Annotated in this window: 17 protein-coding genes; 5 read left to right on the forward strand and 12 right to left on the reverse strand. The window is 56.0% G+C overall.

The genetic code is table 11. The features are described from left to right. Positions 1-201 precede the first annotated feature (201 nt). Together EQV90_RS09915 and EQV90_RS09920 are read right to left on the reverse strand one after the other, a co-directional pair. A complete protein-coding gene (locus EQV90_RS09915) occupies positions 202-1,044 on the reverse strand; it encodes a mechanosensitive ion channel family protein (protein ID WP_003441197.1) in 843 nt (280 codons plus the stop codon). 123 nt (positions 1,045-1,167) lie between these two features. Continuing rightward, complete coding sequence (locus EQV90_RS09920) at positions 1,168-1,653, reverse strand: YajQ family cyclic di-GMP-binding protein (RefSeq protein WP_003441196.1); 486 nt, start codon at positions 1,651-1,653, stop codon at positions 1,168-1,170. Between the two features lie 152 nt (positions 1,654-1,805). Between EQV90_RS09920 and EQV90_RS09925 the strand changes: the two genes are divergently transcribed. Genes EQV90_RS09925 through EQV90_RS09935 form a run of 3 tightly spaced genes read left to right on the forward strand, consistent with a single transcriptional unit; the run spans position 1,806 to position 5,390 of the window. Continuing rightward, positions 1,806-2,723, forward strand: coding sequence for a putative 2-dehydropantoate 2-reductase (locus EQV90_RS09925; RefSeq protein WP_029612357.1), 918 nt, complete (start codon positions 1,806-1,808; stop codon positions 2,721-2,723). Positions 2,724-2,769: 46 nt separating this feature from the next. Then, the gene (locus EQV90_RS09930) at positions 2,770-4,806 is read left to right on the forward strand and encodes an ATP-binding protein (protein ID WP_240878045.1); all 2,037 of its coding nucleotides are present in this window, start codon (positions 2,770-2,772) and stop codon (positions 4,804-4,806) included. A gap of 2 nt (positions 4,807-4,808) precedes the next feature. After that, entirely contained in the window at positions 4,809-5,390 is a 582-nt protein-coding gene (locus EQV90_RS09935) for a cob(I)yrinic acid a,c-diamide adenosyltransferase (protein ID WP_003441193.1), read from the forward strand. Between the two features lie 147 nt (positions 5,391-5,537). Here the strand turns inward: EQV90_RS09935 and EQV90_RS09940 are convergent, their stop codons facing one another. Beyond that, complete coding sequence (locus EQV90_RS09940; protein WP_003441192.1) at positions 5,538-5,882, reverse strand: YggL family protein; 345 nt, start codon at positions 5,880-5,882, stop codon at positions 5,538-5,540. Positions 5,883-6,114: 232 nt separating this feature from the next. Here EQV90_RS09940 and dacB point away from each other — a divergent pair, with 232 nt between their 5' ends. Further along, the gene (gene dacB / locus EQV90_RS09945; protein WP_003441186.1) at positions 6,115-7,581 is read left to right on the forward strand and encodes a D-alanyl-D-alanine carboxypeptidase/D-alanyl-D-alanine-endopeptidase; all 1,467 of its coding nucleotides are present in this window, start codon (positions 6,115-6,117) and stop codon (positions 7,579-7,581) included. Between the two features lie 115 nt (positions 7,582-7,696). Here the strand turns inward: dacB and rlmKL are convergent, their stop codons facing one another. Further along, entirely contained in the window at positions 7,697-9,967 is a 2,271-nt protein-coding gene (rlmKL, locus tag EQV90_RS09950; protein ID WP_003441183.1) for a bifunctional 23S rRNA (guanine(2069)-N(7))-methyltransferase RlmK/23S rRNA (guanine(2445)-N(2))-methyltransferase RlmL, read from the reverse strand. 541 nt (positions 9,968-10,508) lie between these two features. On the opposite strand from rlmKL, the gene EQV90_RS09955 reads away from it, so the two are divergent. After that, positions 10,509-10,724 (forward strand): ribosome modulation factor, encoded by a 216-nt coding sequence (locus EQV90_RS09955; RefSeq protein ID WP_003441178.1) that lies wholly within the window; start codon positions 10,509-10,511, stop codon positions 10,722-10,724. A gap of 144 nt (positions 10,725-10,868) precedes the next feature. Here the strand turns inward: EQV90_RS09955 and EQV90_RS09960 are convergent, their stop codons facing one another. The 8 genes from EQV90_RS09960 to EQV90_RS09995 form a co-directional block, all read right to left on the reverse strand. Then, the gene (locus EQV90_RS09960) at positions 10,869-11,894 is read right to left on the reverse strand and encodes a quinone-dependent dihydroorotate dehydrogenase (protein WP_003441176.1); all 1,026 of its coding nucleotides are present in this window, start codon (positions 11,892-11,894) and stop codon (positions 10,869-10,871) included. Between the two features lie 163 nt (positions 11,895-12,057). Further along, entirely contained in the window at positions 12,058-13,032 is a 975-nt protein-coding gene (locus tag EQV90_RS09965) for an OmpA family protein (RefSeq protein ID WP_003441173.1), read from the reverse strand. Between the two features lie 107 nt (positions 13,033-13,139). Next, positions 13,140-13,730, reverse strand: a complete 591-nt coding sequence (gene sigX, locus EQV90_RS09970) for an RNA polymerase sigma factor SigX (RefSeq protein ID WP_029612359.1) — start codon at positions 13,728-13,730, stop codon at positions 13,140-13,142. 90 nt (positions 13,731-13,820) lie between these two features. Then, positions 13,821-14,645 (reverse strand): mechanosensitive ion channel domain-containing protein, encoded by an 825-nt coding sequence (locus tag EQV90_RS09975; protein WP_003441169.1) that lies wholly within the window; start codon positions 14,643-14,645, stop codon positions 13,821-13,823. 2 nt (positions 14,646-14,647) lie between these two features. Next, complete coding sequence (locus EQV90_RS09980) at positions 14,648-14,893, reverse strand: hypothetical protein (RefSeq protein ID WP_003441167.1); 246 nt, start codon at positions 14,891-14,893, stop codon at positions 14,648-14,650. Positions 14,894-14,956: 63 nt separating this feature from the next. Beyond that, positions 14,957-15,952, reverse strand: a complete 996-nt coding sequence (locus EQV90_RS09985) for a CorA family divalent cation transporter (protein WP_003441165.1) — start codon at positions 15,950-15,952, stop codon at positions 14,957-14,959. Between the two features lie 24 nt (positions 15,953-15,976). Beyond that, a complete protein-coding gene (gene rraA / locus EQV90_RS09990) occupies positions 15,977-16,468 on the reverse strand; it encodes a ribonuclease E activity regulator RraA (protein ID WP_003441164.1) in 492 nt (163 codons plus the stop codon). 196 nt (positions 16,469-16,664) lie between these two features. Next, the gene (locus tag EQV90_RS09995) at positions 16,665-17,654 is read right to left on the reverse strand and encodes an alpha/beta fold hydrolase (RefSeq protein ID WP_003441162.1); all 990 of its coding nucleotides are present in this window, start codon (positions 17,652-17,654) and stop codon (positions 16,665-16,667) included. Positions 17,655-17,727 lie beyond the last annotated feature (73 nt).

Genomic DNA, 17,727 nt, shown 5'->3' on the forward strand with positions numbered 1-17,727 from the left:
TCGACTTGGTCGACGACCGACAATTTAAAGGTCAGCGTGTAGTCTCGCTGACTACGCCTTTTACTTGTCTCCATTACGCCCTCCTGAAAATAGATCAGAAGGTGTAAACCTTATTCAGGACGGGACAACTAAAACAAATAAAGGGGCATATTCGCCCCTTTAATTGTTCCTGCACCTGATGATCAAGTGTGGTGCGCAGTATTAGTTCGCAGCCACTTCCTGAACCATACGGATGACTCGCTGAGGAAACGGAATGTCCACACCCTCTGCCCGCAGGCGATCACGTGCGTGCTCGTTGAACATGAACAGAACATCCCAGTAATTCGGCGTATCCACCCAAACCCGCAGCGACATCGTGATAGCACTCTCACCCAGGGCGGATACCACCACCACCGGGGCCGGATCTTTAAGTACCCGCGGATCATCTGCCAGCATCAGCAGCACCTCACGCACCTTCTGCAGATCCGCGTCGTAATCAACACCGACGTCAAACACCACCTTGCGTGTCGGCTGACGGTTGTAGTTGGTGATGATGCCGTTGGACAGATTACCGTTTGGCACGATCACGGTTTTGTTGTCACCGGTACGCAACACCGTGTGAAAGATCTGAATGCTATCGACGGTTCCGCTCACGCTTTGCGCTTCGATCCAGTCACCGATCTTGAACGGACGGAACAACAGAATAAGCACTCCGCCGGCAAAGTTCGCCAGGCTGCCCTGCAACGCCAGGCCAATAGCCAGGCCTGCCGCACCAATGGCCGCCACGAACGACGTGGTCTGGATGCCAATCATTGAGGCAACGCTAACAACCAGTAACACCTTGAGAATGATATTGACCAGGCTGCTGATGAAACCCTGCAACGCCAGATCAGCCTTCCTCAACGCCAGCAAGTGCGCCAGTTTTGCCGTCAACCGGTTGATCAACCACCAGCCTACCGCCAGGGTGATCACTGCCAGCAGCACACGGCTGCCGTATTCCATAATCATCGGGATCCAGGCCTGTGAGGCCTTGATCAACTGATCAACTTCAGCATTCAAATCCACTTGTATCTCCTTGCACCCATATCCGGCGACTTCATTCGTTCAGCGAGACGATAGGACAGCTCAATCGTTTTTGCAGGTCCAGGGAAAATCGGACGTAGATAATCGCCATAGGTTCCCCCGTATTCAGTCACGGAAGTTATTGAACTGCAGCGGCATATCGAAGGTTTTGGCCCGCAGTGCAGCGATCGCTTCTTGCAAGTCGTCACGCTTCTTGCCAGTGATACGCACTTGCTCGCCCTGAATGGAAGCTTGAACCTTTAGCTTGGCGTCCTTGACGTGAGCAACGATTTTCTTCGCCAGCTCCTTGTCGATGCCTTCCTTCAATACGGCTTCCTGCTTCATCAATTTGCCAGAAGCGTAGGCATCCTTGATCTCAAGGCATTGCGCATCAATCTTGCGCTTGATCAGGGCCAGCTTGAGAATCTCGATCATCGCTTCCAGCTGAAAGTCAGCCTCGGCGGTCAAGTTCACGGTCAGGTCCTTCTCCTTGAACTCAAAAGTACCCTTACCCTTGAGGTCATAACGACGATCCAGCTCCTTGACCGCGTTTTCAACGGCGTTGGTGACTTCGTGCTTGTCCAGTTCGGATACCACGTCGAACGACGGCATGTAGTTTTCTCCAATAATAAAGGGCGCGCTCAACACAGATGGAGCACGCCTGACCTGACAGTTAAAATGCGCGGGCATTATAGCGGTTCTTCGACTTCATTCACTTGCGAGTACACATGCCAAATTCGGCCTTGCCTCAAACCTCCTCCAATATGCCGACGCCGTGGCACATTCTCGGCGCCGGGAGCATGGGCATGCTGTGGGCCGCGCGACTGGCGCGTGCCGGCCTGCCTGTCACGCTGATCCTGCGCAACGGCGCGCGCCTGCAAGCCTATCAAGCGGCACAGGGGGTAACTTTAGTTGAAGGTGAGCACTCGCAACTGATACCCATCCGCGCCCAAACACCCGAGGCCGACGAGCCAGTTCAGCGTCTGCTGGTGACCTGCAAGGCCTATGACGCAGAGCACGCCGTCAGGCAGATTGCCGGACGGCTCAGCCCCGATGCCGAACTGATCCTGTTGCAGAATGGCCTTGGCAGTCAGCAAATCGTCGCCGACCTTGTCCCACACAACCGCTGCATCTTTGCCTCAAGCACTGAAGGCGCATTTCGCCAGAGCGACTGGCGCGTAGTATTTGCCGGCCAAGGCCAGACATGGCTGGGAGATACCAGCGGCGGCGAAGCACCGCAATGGCTTGAAGAACTGCAGCGCAGCGGCATAGCCCACCAGTGGAGCCCGAATATTCTAAGCCGTTTATGGCGAAAACTGGCCCTTAACTGTGCGATCAATCCGCTGACCGTACTGCACGACTGTCGTAACGGCGGTTTGCAAGCACACAGTGGCGAAGTCGGCACGCTGTGCACCGAACTCAGTCGCTTGCTTGAAGATTGCGGACACCCTGAGGCTGCGATCGATTTGACTGCCGAAGTCAACCGCGTCATCCAGGCCACTGCCAACAACTTTTCTTCCATGCACCAGGATGTCACCCAAGGCCGGCGCACCGAAATCAGCTACCTGCTGGGCTATGCCTGCGCAGCCGCTGCCAATCACCAACTCGCGGCCCCGCACTTGCAGGCGTTGCAACAGCGGCTCAGCAATCACTTGAAGCAGCGTGGATTGCCCTGCAACTGAGGCCCGCGCTACTCTGCGGCCTTGTTCTTCTTGAATGCGACGACCCATGCCCTTGCGCCAGCGCCTTGAAAACCTCCCGGTAGGCCAGAAGTTGCTGGCCGCCCTCCTCGTATTGCTGGCTACCGTGTTGCTGGTGGCCAACCTGACGTTTATCAGTGCTGCGTACTGGATCTCCCACGAGAGCACTGCACCACAGGCCTTGCAGACACTGGGGCAGCTGGCGTCGAAACCCGCACTTATCGCTCACGCACTGGACTCCGAACACAACGCCGAAGCCCTGCTTGAGGAAATTGGCAGCTACGCCCCTCTGCGGGCCGCTGCGATTTATGACAGTGCGGGTAATCTTCTGGCGCAATTGCAGCACGGAGAGCACCTGCCGCTGCCCGAGCACTACCGCCAGATCGAAGCCTGGCGCCTGACCGAACTGCGCAGCAATCAACTCGCGAAACTCCCCCGGGACCAGGGCCCTCCAGGGCATTTACTGCTGGTCGCCAGCAGCGAACTGCCCATGGCGTTTTACACCGGCACACTCACCGCCAGCCTGGGGATTTTGATCTTCAGCACCTTGCTCTGGTTCGTGATTGCCCGGCAGATCAAACGCCTGATTACCCAACCCATTTACCGACTTGAAGAGCTGTCGCGCCAGGTCACCCGGGAAGAGAACTACGCCTTACGCGCAGCGCCGGGCAACAACGACGAAATCGGCAGCCTCGCCGAGGCATTCAACACCATGCTGTCGCGCATTGAAGCGCGTGAACAGGAACTCAAGCGTGCGCGGGATGAAGCACAAGCAGCGTACGATCAAGCGAAGGCACTCGCAGAAGAAACCCGCAACACCAATCGCAAGCTGGAGCTGGAAGTCCAGGTACGCAGCAAAATCGAGAAAAAACTGACCGGGTTTCAGAAATACCTGAACAGTATTATCGACTCCATGCCTTCAGCCCTGATCGCTCTGGACGAGCAACTCTATGTCACCCAGTGGAATCAGGAGGCCAGCGTACTCTCGGGAACGCAACTGGATGAAGCCTTGAATCAGCCGATTGACCTTGCCTTCGAACCCCTCCAGCCCTTCCTGCCACAGCTCAAGGACACCATCGAAAACCACCGGGTCGCTAAAATTGAACGCGTGACCTGGGGCCAGGGCGAAGATGCACGGCACTATGCTCTGACGTTCTACCCGCTGATGGGCGGTGGCGGCCGCGGTGTGGTTATCCGGATTGACGACATTACCCAGCGCCTGTCACTGGAAGACATGATGGTGCAATCCGAGAAGATGCTCTCCGTGGGCGGCCTGGCCGCCGGCATGGCACACGAAATCAATAATCCGCTGGGCGCCATCCTGCATAACGTGCAGAACATTCGCCGGCGCTTGTCCAGCGACCTGCCAAAGAATGTGGAACAGGCGCAGCAGGCCGGTATAGAACTGGAGGCTATCAATCGCTACCTGCAAGCCCGTGAAGTACCCAAACTGCTGGATGGCATCCAGCAGGCAGGGGCCAGAGCCGCAAAAATCGTCACCCACATGCTGAGTTTCAGCCGGCGCAGCAATCGACAAATGAGCCCCTGCGATCTGTCTGCGCTCATCGATCAGGCCATAGATATCGCCAGCAATGACTTTGACCTGAGCATTGGCTTTGACTTCAAGGGACACGCCGTTACGCGCCAGTTCGATCCGCAGCTAGGCCCCGTGCCCGTTATTCCCAACGAGCTTGAACAGGTGTTGCTGAACCTGCTGAAAAACGCCGCCCAGGCGATTCACCAGCGCACCGACAAGCGCGAACCGGGACGCATCATCCTGCGTACCAAGCTCAACCCGCCGTGGGCGCAAATACAGGTTGAAGATAACGGCGTCGGCATGCCGGAGCACGTGCGCAAACGGATTTTCGAACCCTTCTTTACCACCAAGGAAGTTGGCCAGGGCACAGGGCTCGGCCTGTCAGTGTCGTACTTCATCATTACCAACAACCACAAGGGCCAAATGGAAGTGCATTCAACTCTGGGTCAGGGCACCTGCTTTACCCTGCGCCTGCCGTTGGCTGGTAACCTGATAGCCGCACAGGAATCAACCAAGGTGGAACTCTAGACATGGGCTTTCGTTTATCGAAAATTTATACCCGCACGGGCGACAAGGGCGAAACCGGCCTGGGTGACGGGCGCCGTGTCCCCAAGGACCATCCGCGAATAGAAGCCATTGGTGAGGTCGACAGCCTAAACAGCCAGGTCGGCCTGTTGCTGGCCGGACTCACCGAGCACAGCGCGCAATGCCCGGGGCTCAATGAGCTGATTGAAGTACTTGAGCCCTGTCAGCATCGGCTGTTTGATCTGGGCGGCGAGTTGGCCATGCCGGCCTACCAGGCGCTCGACAACCTTGAAATCGAAAGACTTGAAGCGGCGATTGACCGCTGGAACGAAGAACTGGGCCCGCTGGAAAACTTCATTCTGCCCGGCGGCTCGAGCCTGATCGCACAAGCTCATGTTTGTCGCAGCCTGGCACGCAGTGCCGAACGTCGCTGCCAACAACTCAATGCAGTTGAGCCCATGACCGGGGCAGGCCTGGCGTATATCAACCGTCTGTCAGATTTACTGTTCGTCGCAGCCCGCCTGATCGCCAAGCGGCAGGGGATCGCTGAAATTCTATGGCAGGCAGCAGCAAAGCCCGGGGCTTGATGGCAGCTCAAAAAGTGCCACCCGTGCGAAGTCACGCACAAGGTTGCGGTCAAAAAGCAGAAAGAGAGTAAAGCGCTGCCCGAAGCGGGCCAGATGCAGGCGGGGGTAAAACATGAAGGCAGCCACTGGGGCTGCCTTCATTTGACATCAGGCTACCGGATTGATTGGCTTTTCCGGGTACCACACGTCCAACAGCGGGCTAACTTCAACGCTGGTCAGCTCTGGGCGAGCTTTCAACCAGGCTTCAACAGCGGCACGCTGCTCTTCGCTGACCGAGCCGCGCTTCTGCAGGCAAACCAGACCGTAGTCGTCGCCGCCAACATAGCCCAGACCGTTAGCTTCCATGGCTTCTTTCAAAAACGCTGCGAGGAATGCATCGATAGCCTCTTCCGACAGGTCTTCTTTGAAATCCAGGTTCAGCTCAAAACCCAGCTCCTGAAATTCATCAACGCACAGTTTTTTGCGCAGACGCTGGGAACGATTAGTAGCCATTGAACAATCCTCATAAGTAATTACGGGCGGCACTTTAGCAGCTTAAGGCCGCAGTTGCCCGGTTCCATGTGAACGGTTCATCGTTTTCTGTATTTAATCAGCCAATACCTGCATCACAGCGATGCACAAGCCCGCTGACCTTGGGGCATAATGCCGATACTTTTATGACTATCGAGGGCTTATTTATCATGCCCTCTTATTTTCTCCCCTCGCCTGCAGGGTTTTACTTCATATGATCAAATCTTTACGACCATTGCTTCTGGCCAGCCTGTTTTTGCCGCTCGCCTTCGGCGCCAACGCCGCCCCCGTCAACACCACCCTTTCGCCAAAAGTCCAGCAAGCCCTCAAGACCAACAAGCTGCAAAACGATGCACTGTCATTGGTCATGATCCCCCTGGATGGCCCCGGCACTCCAACAGTCTTCAATGCCGACGTATCGATGAACCCCGCCTCCACCATGAAGCTGGTGACCACCTACGCGGCCCTGGAAATGCTCGGCCCGACCCATCAGTGGAAAACCGAGTTCTATACCGACGGCACCCTGAGCAACGGCATCCTGCAGGGCAACCTGTACCTCAAGGGTGGTGGCGATCCCAAGCTGAACATGGAAAAACTCTGGCTGCTGATGCGCGACCTGCGAGCCAACGGCGTGCAGCAAATCACTGGCGACCTGGTGCTTGACCGCAGTTTCTTCGAGCAACCACAGCTGCCGGTGTTTGATGACGACGGTAACGACAAGAACAAACCGTTCCTGGTCAAACCCGACTCACTGATGGTCAACCTTAAAGCCCTGCGCTTTGTTGCACGCAATGATGCCGGCAAGGTGCTGATCTCGGTCGAACCACCGATTGCCAGCATCCGGATCGACAATCAGGTAAAGGCCGTCAACACCAAGCAATGCACGGGTGATGTTCGCTACAACCCCGTTACCCAGGCCGACGGGTCGGTCCTGGTCACCGTCAGCGGCCAGCTGGCCGATGGCTGCAACTCCCAGACCTACCTGTCCTTGCTCGACCATGCGACTTATACCGCCGGTGCGGTACGCGCCATCTGGAAAGAACTGGGCGGCAGCATTCAGGGGCAGAACCGTCAGGCCGCCGTGCCCAAAAATGCCAAATTGCTGGCCCGGGCCTACTCACCGGATCTGGCAGAGATCATTCGCGACATCAACAAGTACAGTAACAACACCATGGCCCAGCAACTGTTCCTGAGCCTGGGCGCGCAGTTCCGTAGCGATGCCGATGGTGACGACGCCAAGGCTGCACAGCGTGTCATACGCCAGTGGCTGGCCAAGAAAGGCATTACCGCGCCCCATCTGGTCATGGAGAACGGCTCCGGACTGTCACGGGCCGAACGAGTCAGCGCGCGGGAAATGGCGCAAATGCTCCAGGCCGCCTGGAAAAGTCCGTATGCGGCCGAGTTCATCAGCTCTATGCCCATTGCCGGTAAAGACGGCACCATGCGTAAACGTCTGAAAACCACAGCCATGAACGGCCAGGCCCATATCAAAACCGGCACCCTCAATACCGTGCGCGCGATTTCAGGCTTTAGCCGCGACAGCAACGGTCATACATGGGCAGTCGTGGCCATCCTCAACGACCCTCGCCCATGGGGCGCTTCATCGATTCTCGACCAGGTACTGCTCGACCTGTATCGCCAGCCTGCCCTGGCCAACAGCTCGGTATCTATCGCGCAATAAATTTGCAGGCCATAGCCACTATGATTCTGTAGCGCCGCGGGCATTTGGCCCACAATAAAAAACGCCCCCGATCACAAGATCGGGGGCGTTTTTATTTATGCCGGTGTCACTGCTCTTAACGAGCCGTGATTTTCCAGGCACGGTGGATTTTGCTGTTGCGGGCAAAGTCCGGATCGATGGTGCTGGCGGTAATTTCTTCTACCGCATAACGCGCTTCCAGATTTTCATCGAGGATGAATTTGCGGAAGTTGTTCGAGAAGTACAACACGCCACCCGGCGCCAGACGCGCCATGGCCAGGTCCAGCAACTGCACATGATCACGCTGGACATCGAAGATGCCTTCCATGCGCTTGGAGTTGGAGAAGGTCGGCGGATCGATAAAGATCAGGTCGTACTCTTCACGGCAGGCATCCAGCCACGCCATCACATCGCCCTGCTCCAGACGGTTCTTGTCCGAGAAACCGTTAAGGGACAAGTTGCGTCGCGCCCAGTCCAGGTATGTTTTCGACAGGTCGACGCTGGTAGTGCTGCGTGCGCCGCCCTTGGCCGCGTGAACGCTGGCGGTTGCGGTGTAGCAGTACAGATTGAGGAAGCGCTTGCCGGCCGCTTCTTTCTGAATGCGCATCCGCATCGGGCGGTGGTCAAGGAACAACCCGGTGTCCAGATAGTCCGTGAGGTTCACCAGCAGCTTCACGCCACCCTCATTGACCTCAGTGAACTTGCCCTGGGCGCTTTGACGCTCGTACTGCTTGGTGCCGCTCTGGCGCTCGCGACGTTTGACGATGACGCGGCTTTTATCGATGTTCAGCGCCTGCGGAATTGCCGCCAGGGCATCGAACATACGGGCCGAGGCTTTCTCCGGATCGATGGATTTTGGCGCCACGTATTCCTGGACGTGAACCCAGTCGTGATACAGGTCGATAGCCATCGAGTACTCAGGCATATCGGCGTCGTATACACGGTAGCAATCAATACCTTCGCGCTTGACCCACTTGCCCAGCGCTTTGAGGTTCTTTTGCAGACGGTTGGCAAACATCTGCCCGCCTTCGCTCAAGCGCGGCTGCTCGATCACCACAGGAGCCGGCTTGATCGGGTTGCCGTTCTTGTTGAACTTCTCGTACTTGCCCGGAGCTTCGATGTTGGACGGCAGATCAGATTCGACCTGCTCACGCTCAGCCTGACGCTGCTCAGGCGTGCGGCGCTCGCCAGTGACGAACTGATCCGGGACGACCTTGATCAGCAACAACTTGCACGGCAAGGCGCCGTTCCAGAACGAATACTGTTTGTGACTGCGAATACCCATGCGCTTGCCCAGATCCGGGGCGCCGGTAAACACTGCCGCTTCCCAGTTCAGACAGGCCTGACGCAGGCGCTCGCCAAGGTTCTGGTAGAGATAGAGCAAGCTAGCCTCATCCCCCAGACGCTCGCCGTACGGAGGGTTACAGATAACCAGACCTTTCTGGTTCTGATCAGGACGCGGCTCAAAGGTCGCGACTTCACCCTGGTAGATCTTGATCCAGTGACTCAAGCCCGCACGTTCAATGTTGTTGCGGGCAGGCTGGATCAGACGCGGATCAGCTTCATAGCCACGAATCCACAACGGCGGTTTGGCCATGCCGGCCTCTGCACGCGCTGTGGCTTCTTCATGCAGCTTCTTCCAGATCGCCGGCACATGGCCCAGCCAGGCGTCAAAACCCCAGTGAATACGGTTGAGGTTTGGCGCCATATCGGCAGCAATCATCGCGCCTTCGACCAGGAAGGTACCCACACCGCACATCGGGTCAGCCAGGGCTGCGCCTTCGGCGGCCATACGCGGCCATCCGGCACGGATCAAAATGGCTGCTGCCAGGTTTTCTTTCAGCGGTGCAGCACCTTGCTGCAGACGGTAGCCGCGCTGGTGCAAGCTGCTGCCCGACAAGTCCAGGGACAAAATCGCTTCGCCGCGATCAAGGCGCAAGTGAATGCGAATATCGGGACTGATCTTGTCGATGGAAGGACGCTCGCCGGACGGCGTGCGCAGCTTGTCGACGATGGCGTCTTTAACTTTCAGGGCGCCAAAGTGGGTGTTATCGATGCCTGAGCCATGGCCACTGAATTCAACGGCGAGGGTGCCGTCCGGAACCATATGGTCTTGCCATTCGATATCCAGCACACCGTGGTACAGGTCTTCCGCATCTTTCATCGGGAAGCGCTTGAGCACCAGCAACACTCGGTTGGCAAGACGCGACCAGAGGCACAGGCGGTAGGCAGTTTCCATAGTTGCCATGCCACGAATGGCCGAGGTGTGCTCGCGGGCTTCCTCAAGACCAAGGCCGGTAGCCTCCTCAAGGAGAAGGCCTTCAAGGCCTTTGGGACAAGTAAGGAAGAATTCGTAACGATCCGACATGGGATTCCTGAGCTTTTAGCTATCAGTGAGCAGACAACGCATTGCCTGCTCCGTTTTCAATCAAGCGCTTTTCTTGAAGAGCGCTCGTATGGCACGAAACTGTGCCGTTCCACCCCCGCGATCAGTCATGCCCTGAGGCACGAAGAGTTTAGACGCAGAGGCAGGTCATTCATCGAGAAACAAATGGTCATGATCAGACCCTTCGTCGAATAGTCTCCCAGCGCTATGGATAGGTATTCGCAGCAGAGAATGAAACACATCATCTTTGTAAACACTCGCCCTATCAGGCTTTGGGCGAAACCGGCCATGCAAAAGCAGCCGTTCTTATGGCCTTAACACCATTATCGTTACGTCCTTATGACAAAACGATCATTCACACGCCTTGGCGCATTGGTTAGAACTGAACCTAGGTTGTCGCCGCACAGGCGCCAAAAAAATGCTCGCCACGCCGGCAGCGAGCACACCAACGGCAGAACACTCTGCCCCGACCCTTGGTAGGTCGACGCTATATAAAACAGTCAACAAGTGAGGGCAACACCCTATGAGAAGACTTAAGCGTGATCCGTTGGAAAAAGCTTTTATACGCGGATATCAATACGGCGTTCATGGAAAGTCCCGTGAGCTTTGCCCTTTTACTCTACCGTCGGTACGCCAAGCCTGGATTAACGGCTGGCGCGAAGGACGCGGCGACAACTGGGACGGTATGACTGGCACTGCGGGCATCCACAAACTCAACGAACTCCACGCCGTCGGCTAACACCGGGCATAATCCGACATCACCTCGAAGATGTAACGACTTAACCATGCCGTCCTATCCGGGCGGCGGGCTTCGGCCCAAGGGCTCCTTTTGGGAGCCCTTTTTTATGCCTGCCTGTCGACGCAATTACCCTTTTGCAAACTGTTATTTGCGAACCAGAGCAGAAATGGCGTCGACCGACTCACGAATCAAGGCTGGCCCCTTGTAGATAAAGCCCGAGTAGAGCTGGACCAGGCTAGCACCAGCAGCGATTTTCTCAGCTGCGTACTTGCCTTCAGTGATCCCGCCGGCGGCAATGATCGGCATGCGCCCTGCCAGCTCTGCCGCCAGTACCTTGACCGTATGGGTGCTCTTGTCGCGAACCGGCGCGCCAGACAGACCACCGGCCTCGTCACCATGCTCCATACCCTCAACCCCGACACGACTCAGGGTGGTGTTGGTCGCAATCACTGCATCCATCCCCGTCTCAAGCAGTGCCTGGGCTACCAGGACGGTTTCTTCGTCAGTCATGTCCGGGGCAATCTTGATCGCCAGCGGTACTCGTTTGCCGTGGCGTTGCGTCAGTTCGTTCTGACGCAGTTGTAGGGCTTCAAGCAATTGCTTGAGCGAATCACCGAATTGCAGGCTGCGCAATCCAGGTGTATTCGGCGAACTGACGTTGACCGTTACATAGCTGGCGTGGGTATACACCTTGTCCAGGCAGATCAGGTAGTCGTCGACTGCGCGCTCAACCGGTGTATCGAAGTTCTTGCCAATATTGATGCCCAGAATACCGCTGTACCTGGCAGCCTGAACCCGCGTCAGCAGGTGATCAACCCCAAGGTTGTTAAACCCCATACGATTGATGATTGCCTGTGCTTCAGGCAATCGAAAGATTCTCGGTTTCGGGTTGCCTGGCTGAGGGCGCGGCGTAACCGTACCAATCTCGACGAAGCCAAAACCCAGCTGTGCAAAGCCATCAATGGCCGCACCATTTTTATCGAGACCTGCCGCCAACCCCACCGGGTTCGGAAAATCGAGTCCCATGACGGTCACTGGCAGTTTTGCCGGTGTCTTGCACAACAAACTGTTGAGCCCCAGACGGCCACCCGCACCGATCAAATCCAGGGACAGATCGTGAGAGGTTTCTGGGGATAGTTTGAAGAGCAACTGGCGGGCCAGGTTATACATGGGCTCAATGGTCTCGAAGATGACTTGAATAGGGGCGCGATTATAGCCGCGCATCCCCTGCGCAAGCGAGGGGCAGACGCATCACAATGCCCCTGCCGGGCTAAATCGCAGGCAAAGAAAAACCCGGCCTAAGCCGGGTTTTTCTGAACAGCCTAGCTAAAAATTACTTAGCTTCTGCTTGAACGGTAGCTTCTACGCGACGGTTCAGAGCACGGCCTTCTTCAGTTGCGTTGCTTGCAACTGGGTTAGCTTCACCGTGACCAACAGCGTCTACACGGTTAGCTGCAACACCTTGGTTAACCAGAGCTGCACGAACAGCGTCAGCACGACGTTGCGACAGTTTTTGGTTGTAGGCGTCTGGACCGATGCTGTCAGTGTAACCAGCAACAGTAGTGTTGGTCGCAGGGTACTGCTTCATGAAATCAGCAACGTTGTTGATGTCAGGCATGTACTGCGATTTAACAACCGACTTGTCGAAGTCGAATTTCACGTCAAGTTCAACGCGAACCACTTCAGCGATCGGAGCTTCTGGCTCTGGCTCAGCAACTGGTGCTGGCGCTGGAACTGGAGCAGGAGCAACTTTACCGCCGTTGCCGCCGAAGTTCACACCCAGGCCAACGGTAGGAGCGTAGTCCCACTTGCCGTTGTCCAGTTTGTAGTCAGCTTCAACGCCTGCACGGGCGAACAGGTTGTCAGTGATGTACCACTTAACACCAGCGCCTGCAGTCAGGAAAGTCGACTTGTCGCGACCGCTGTGGCCATTGGCCTCAACGCCGGTCATGCTCTTGTGAGCAACACCGCCGGAAACGTATGGACGCAGAGCGTCACCTACGGTGCCGAAGTGGTACTGAGCGTTCAGACCAAAGTTGTCGCCTTTGATTTTCTGATGGTCACCCTTGGTGGAACGGGTGTGGTTAGTCGTGTCGTAGGTCAGGTTCAACGAAACGTCGTCGGTCAGGAAGTAACCGATCGATGCGCCTGGGTTGTAACCGTCTTCTACGGACTTGACGCTGTCGTTGTACTGTTTTTTGTAGAACAGTTCACCCTCGACCGCGCCTTGGCCTTGTGCCAGGGCACCGAACGAAGTTGCGGCTACAAAGGAACCAATGGCAATGCCCAAGGTGTTTTTCAGTTTCATCCGTTAAATCCCCATCTGGTGATTGTAAAGCAGTCCCACATATCCGGGGGACAACTCGGCGACAAGTCTATCAGACCTTGCCTACACGTAGAGCAATTTGCGCTGAACTAAGTTTCAGCAATACCTGCAAATTTCTCACGTAATTTATCAAGAGCACGCTTGTAACGCATCTTTGTCGCACTCAAACCCATATGCATTATGTCTGCGATTTCCTGAAATTCCAGTTCTGCGACAAAACGCAGCACTAAAATTTCACGATCTATCGGGTTCACATGCACCAGCCAGCGATCAAGTCCGCCCTTTTCCTCAGGTTTCGGCGCCTTTTCTTCGGACGCTTCCTCGAGGGGGTCAATACTTAATGCGTCCATCAAGCGACGCTTTCGCCGTTCCTTTCGATACTGCGTAATACATTCGTTGTAAGTAATACTATATAGCCATGTTTTGAATTTCGATTTGCCCTCGAAATTCTTCAGACCATACAGCACCTTTAGCATCACTTCCTGACAGACATCATCAGCGTCCCTATCGTTCCCTAAATATCTTGAACAAACGTTGAACAAGGTGCGCTGATAGCGTCGCATCAGTTCTTCATAGGCGCGCGTGACGTGAAACAACTCATCATGCGCGCGCGCCACCAACTCCTCATCAGAGAGCTCGCGGGGGTCGTAGCGCATGGATAGCGATTGGGCTTTATTCAAAACGAGTCGTGCCGACAGTCAGGTCAATGTCCGCCGCAGCCTTGAAAACAGGCTTTTTTGCGGTGGCATACATTAGCAGGGTTTGCCGCATCAGCGGCTGGTCACGTGCTGCTCCAGCAAGATCCGATTAGAGATGGAGACTAGCTCACCCTCATCAGTCAGCAACGTGGTTTTAACCGTGCCTATTTCTTCAATCTGACCTGCAACCTCACCCACTCGAACGTCCTGCCCAACCTGATACAGCTCACGCACATAGATCCCGGCGAGGATCTGCCCTGCAATCTCCCGACTTCCCAGCCCCATGGCCAGGGCCACAGCCAGGCCAACGGTAATCAGTACAATCACAATTACATGGTTAAGCAGGTCAGTCTTGACCTCCAGCTGGCTGATTGCCACGGAAATACTGATGATGATCACCAGACCCTGTGCCACACGCCCCAGACCGCCTGCGTAATCAAACCCGACACTCTCGGCAGCGCCACGTACAAGACCGTTGAGCAACTGTGCAACTAGCACACCTACCAACAACACTAGCAGCGCACCAAAGACCTTGGGCAAATACAGCGTAAAGATGTCAAGCGTAGCAGAGACACGTTCCAGCCCCAGCGACTGCGCGGCGGAGACCAGAAAGATCAGCAGAATAAACCAATAGACGATTTTGCCAATCAGGGTCGAAATCGGGACCTGAATGCCTGCGCGCCCCAGAATCTTGGTGAGACCGGTACCGCCCATCAAACGGTCAAGACCCAACTTGGCGAGCAGCTTCGACAGCAGGGTATCCAGCAGCTTGGCTACAACGAAGCCCAGCAGCACCACCACCAACGCCCCGAAAAGGTTAGGGATGAAGTTGGCAATTTTAGTCCACAAGGCAGTCATTGCCGTGACCAGGCTCTGGGTCCAGAGATCAAGTTCCATGTTCAATCAGCCTTATCAGCAGGGCGAGCAACAGGTTTGCGTCGCGAAACGGGCGCAATATGAGCCGAACCGCTGTTCAAAGCAATCATCAGTGCTTGCACCCAGCGCCCCAGCAAGCTGAAAAGATCGCCCGCGCCTACCTGGCGGTTAGCGGTTTTCAGTACTCGGCCCAGGCAGGCGTCATCGTCCCGCGTGGACGGCGGCGCCTTGAGCATTTCACGTAATGACTGTTCAAACGGATCGTGCATAAGCACCTCTCGGTATGTCTGTAAAAGACGCGAACAACTTTATCGGCGTCACATGCGCCCCGTTCAAAGCCACTGCAAACGACGATAAAACCACCACTGACCGACACCAATGATCAGCATCAAAATGCAAATCACGGCAAAACCATAGGGGTCGTTGGAGAGCGGTACACCGCCCACGTTGATCCCGAGCAAACCGGTAAGAAAGGTGATGGGCAGGAATATCCCGGTAAGCACGCCGAAGCGATACATGATGCGACTCATGCGCACATTCAAACGACGATCTTCAGCCTCAAGGACCAGCCCCACGCGCTCGCGGGTCAACTCGAGTTCTTCCAGATAGCGGGTCAGGCTGTTGTTCAGCTCGTTCCAGTAATCAGCATCATCAGAGCTGAACCACGGTAATTTTGTCCGTGTGAGCTGTCCGAAAATATCCCTTTGCGGTGCCAGAAAACGACGCAAAGCGGCAGCCCTCCGACGAATCTGCAGAATAGATCCATGCTCCGGCGTATACCGTTCGTCGGCATCTATTTTATCTTCTTCGTCATCGACGATTTCTGACAGCTCGCTTATCAAATCCTGCACCTTCAATGTCAGGTGCTGAGCCAGATAAAGGATCAGTTCAGCCGGATTTTTTGGGCCTTCACCCACGGCAAACTCACCGAGCAGCTCGTCAGTGGCCCGCAACGGACGCATCCGCAAAGAAATAACCCGCTGGGCACTGCCAAAGATCCGCAGCGAGACCATGTCTTCGGGCTCTGCCCCGGGGTTCAGATTGACCCCGCGCAAAAACAGCAGCAGCTCACTGTCGGGCAGTGACAGCAAACGAGGACGGGTGTTTTCTTCAAGCAGCAAATCACAGCTGAAGTCACTTAAACCACTGGAGTCCCGCAACCAGCTCTGGGTTTGCGGGTGACTGCGATCCCAATGCAACCAAATGCTTTCATGCGCCTGCAACTGCAGACCGTTCAGCTCGGTACGAGCGATCGAGCGCGCACCGCCTTCACCGTCCAGCACCAGCGCATGCACCAGCCCCCATTGAGCGTTTTCGTCCTCGAACATCCATGATCCTTAGTGTTAAAGCGTTTAGTCCGGCATTTTCAGAGCAACTGGAGAAATGATAACGCCATTGTTATCGGCGTAAATGAATTCTCCGGGACGAAATGTGACACCTGCAAACGTCACTGGCACATTCACATCACCAAGACCACGCCTGACGGACTTGAGCGGGTGGCTGGCCAAGGCCTGCACCCCCAGGTCAGTTTGAGCGAGAACATCGACATCACGGATACAACCGTAAATCACCAGCCCTTCCCAACCGTTCTTCGATGCTTTTTCGGCAATCATGTCGCCCAGCAGGGCATGACGCAGAGAGCCCCCGCCATCAACAACCAGGACTTTGCCCTTGCCATTGAGCTCGGCTTGCTCCTTGACCCGGGAATTGTCCTCGAAGCACTTGATGGTCACGATCTCACCACCAAAGGAGTCCCGTCCGCCAAAATTGCTGAACATCGGCTCAAGCACCTGAACAGACTCAGGGTAGGCATCACACAGATCGGGAGTGATGTAGTGATTCATGGAATAACTCCTGTTTCGGATGGCGCAGCAGGGAGAAATACGACAACACTACTTTATAGACGCTCTGGTACAGGCTGACTGTATATGTTTACGCATCCATCAGCGAGATCAGAGCACAAGCCAGGACGCCAAATGTGACCATAATCACAAGCGGCGTCACCGACCTGCCAGCACCTGCAGCACTCAGCGCCCCGAATTAAAAACCGCTGACCCGGGCATGCCCTTCTTCGGCCGCCGGCACGGAGTGCTGCATCAACCAGTTACGCACCAACGGCCAGACTTCCTGCCGAGCCGCCTGGCTAACCAGCATTTCTACGTGACTGAAGTCAGAAGTGAAACCCTGCTGGCGCCCCAACGTGACAAAAGTACGCTGCTGCGAGCCCAACTGATCGTAGAGTTTTCGGCACGCCCACTCCGGCGTTTGCTGATCGCCCGCGGCAGCAACGGCCAGTACCGGCACCTGAACCTCGGCCAGCCCTGCCCACCAATCTCTTTGCGCATCTTTGAAGCCACCCATGAAACCATTCCAGCGCAAGGTTTCCAGGGCCATGCTGATGGGTTCGTCTTCCGGACCACGCTTAAGCCGCGAACCCGAGAGCTGCGCAAAGCGCTTCAACAGCAGATAAGCGCACCACTGCACCGGCGGAATTTTCAGTGACCAGTAACGGCGGTTGATCTGGCACCCAAAAAATGCCGCCGAGGCCACGTCCTCATCCCCCAGATACTGTCCGCCAAGGGCCGCTGCCAGGCTGATGCCGCCTTGAGAGTGACCGATCCAGTGCGGGATATCCCCGCTTTGCTCGCGCACGAATGCGCCGATGGCCGGCAAATCATAACGGGCGTAATCCGCCACCCGATTCTTGCCCCAATGGATATTGCGTGACGAAAGACCATGACCGCGCATTTCGGGCAACCACACATCAAAGCCGGCCCGGGCCAGAAATGCCCCCAGCCCCACACCTTTGGGCGAGTACCAGAACCGACGATTGGAAAAGCTGCCGTGCAACAGGATAACCGGCACACCGCGCACTTCGCTGGCGTCAGCCATGCCCAGGCGCGTCACCACCAGCTCCACGGAAATGTCCGGGCTATTGGCGGGTTTCAAGCGATAAACGTCTTCGCTTAGATCACCCCGACGCTCAGCGCTAATCAGGGCAACGGGAAAAAGATGACTGCTGCTTTGCATAATGCTCTTGCACAAAAAAGGGCGACTCCATAGAGGAACTCGCCCTACCACTGCTTATAAAGAGCAGAGCAGC

The sequence above is a fragment of the Pseudomonas sp. TMW22089 genome (genome assembly GCF_022496645.1).
GTDB classification, from domain to species: domain Bacteria; phylum Pseudomonadota; class Gammaproteobacteria; order Pseudomonadales; family Pseudomonadaceae; genus Aquipseudomonas; species Aquipseudomonas paraversuta.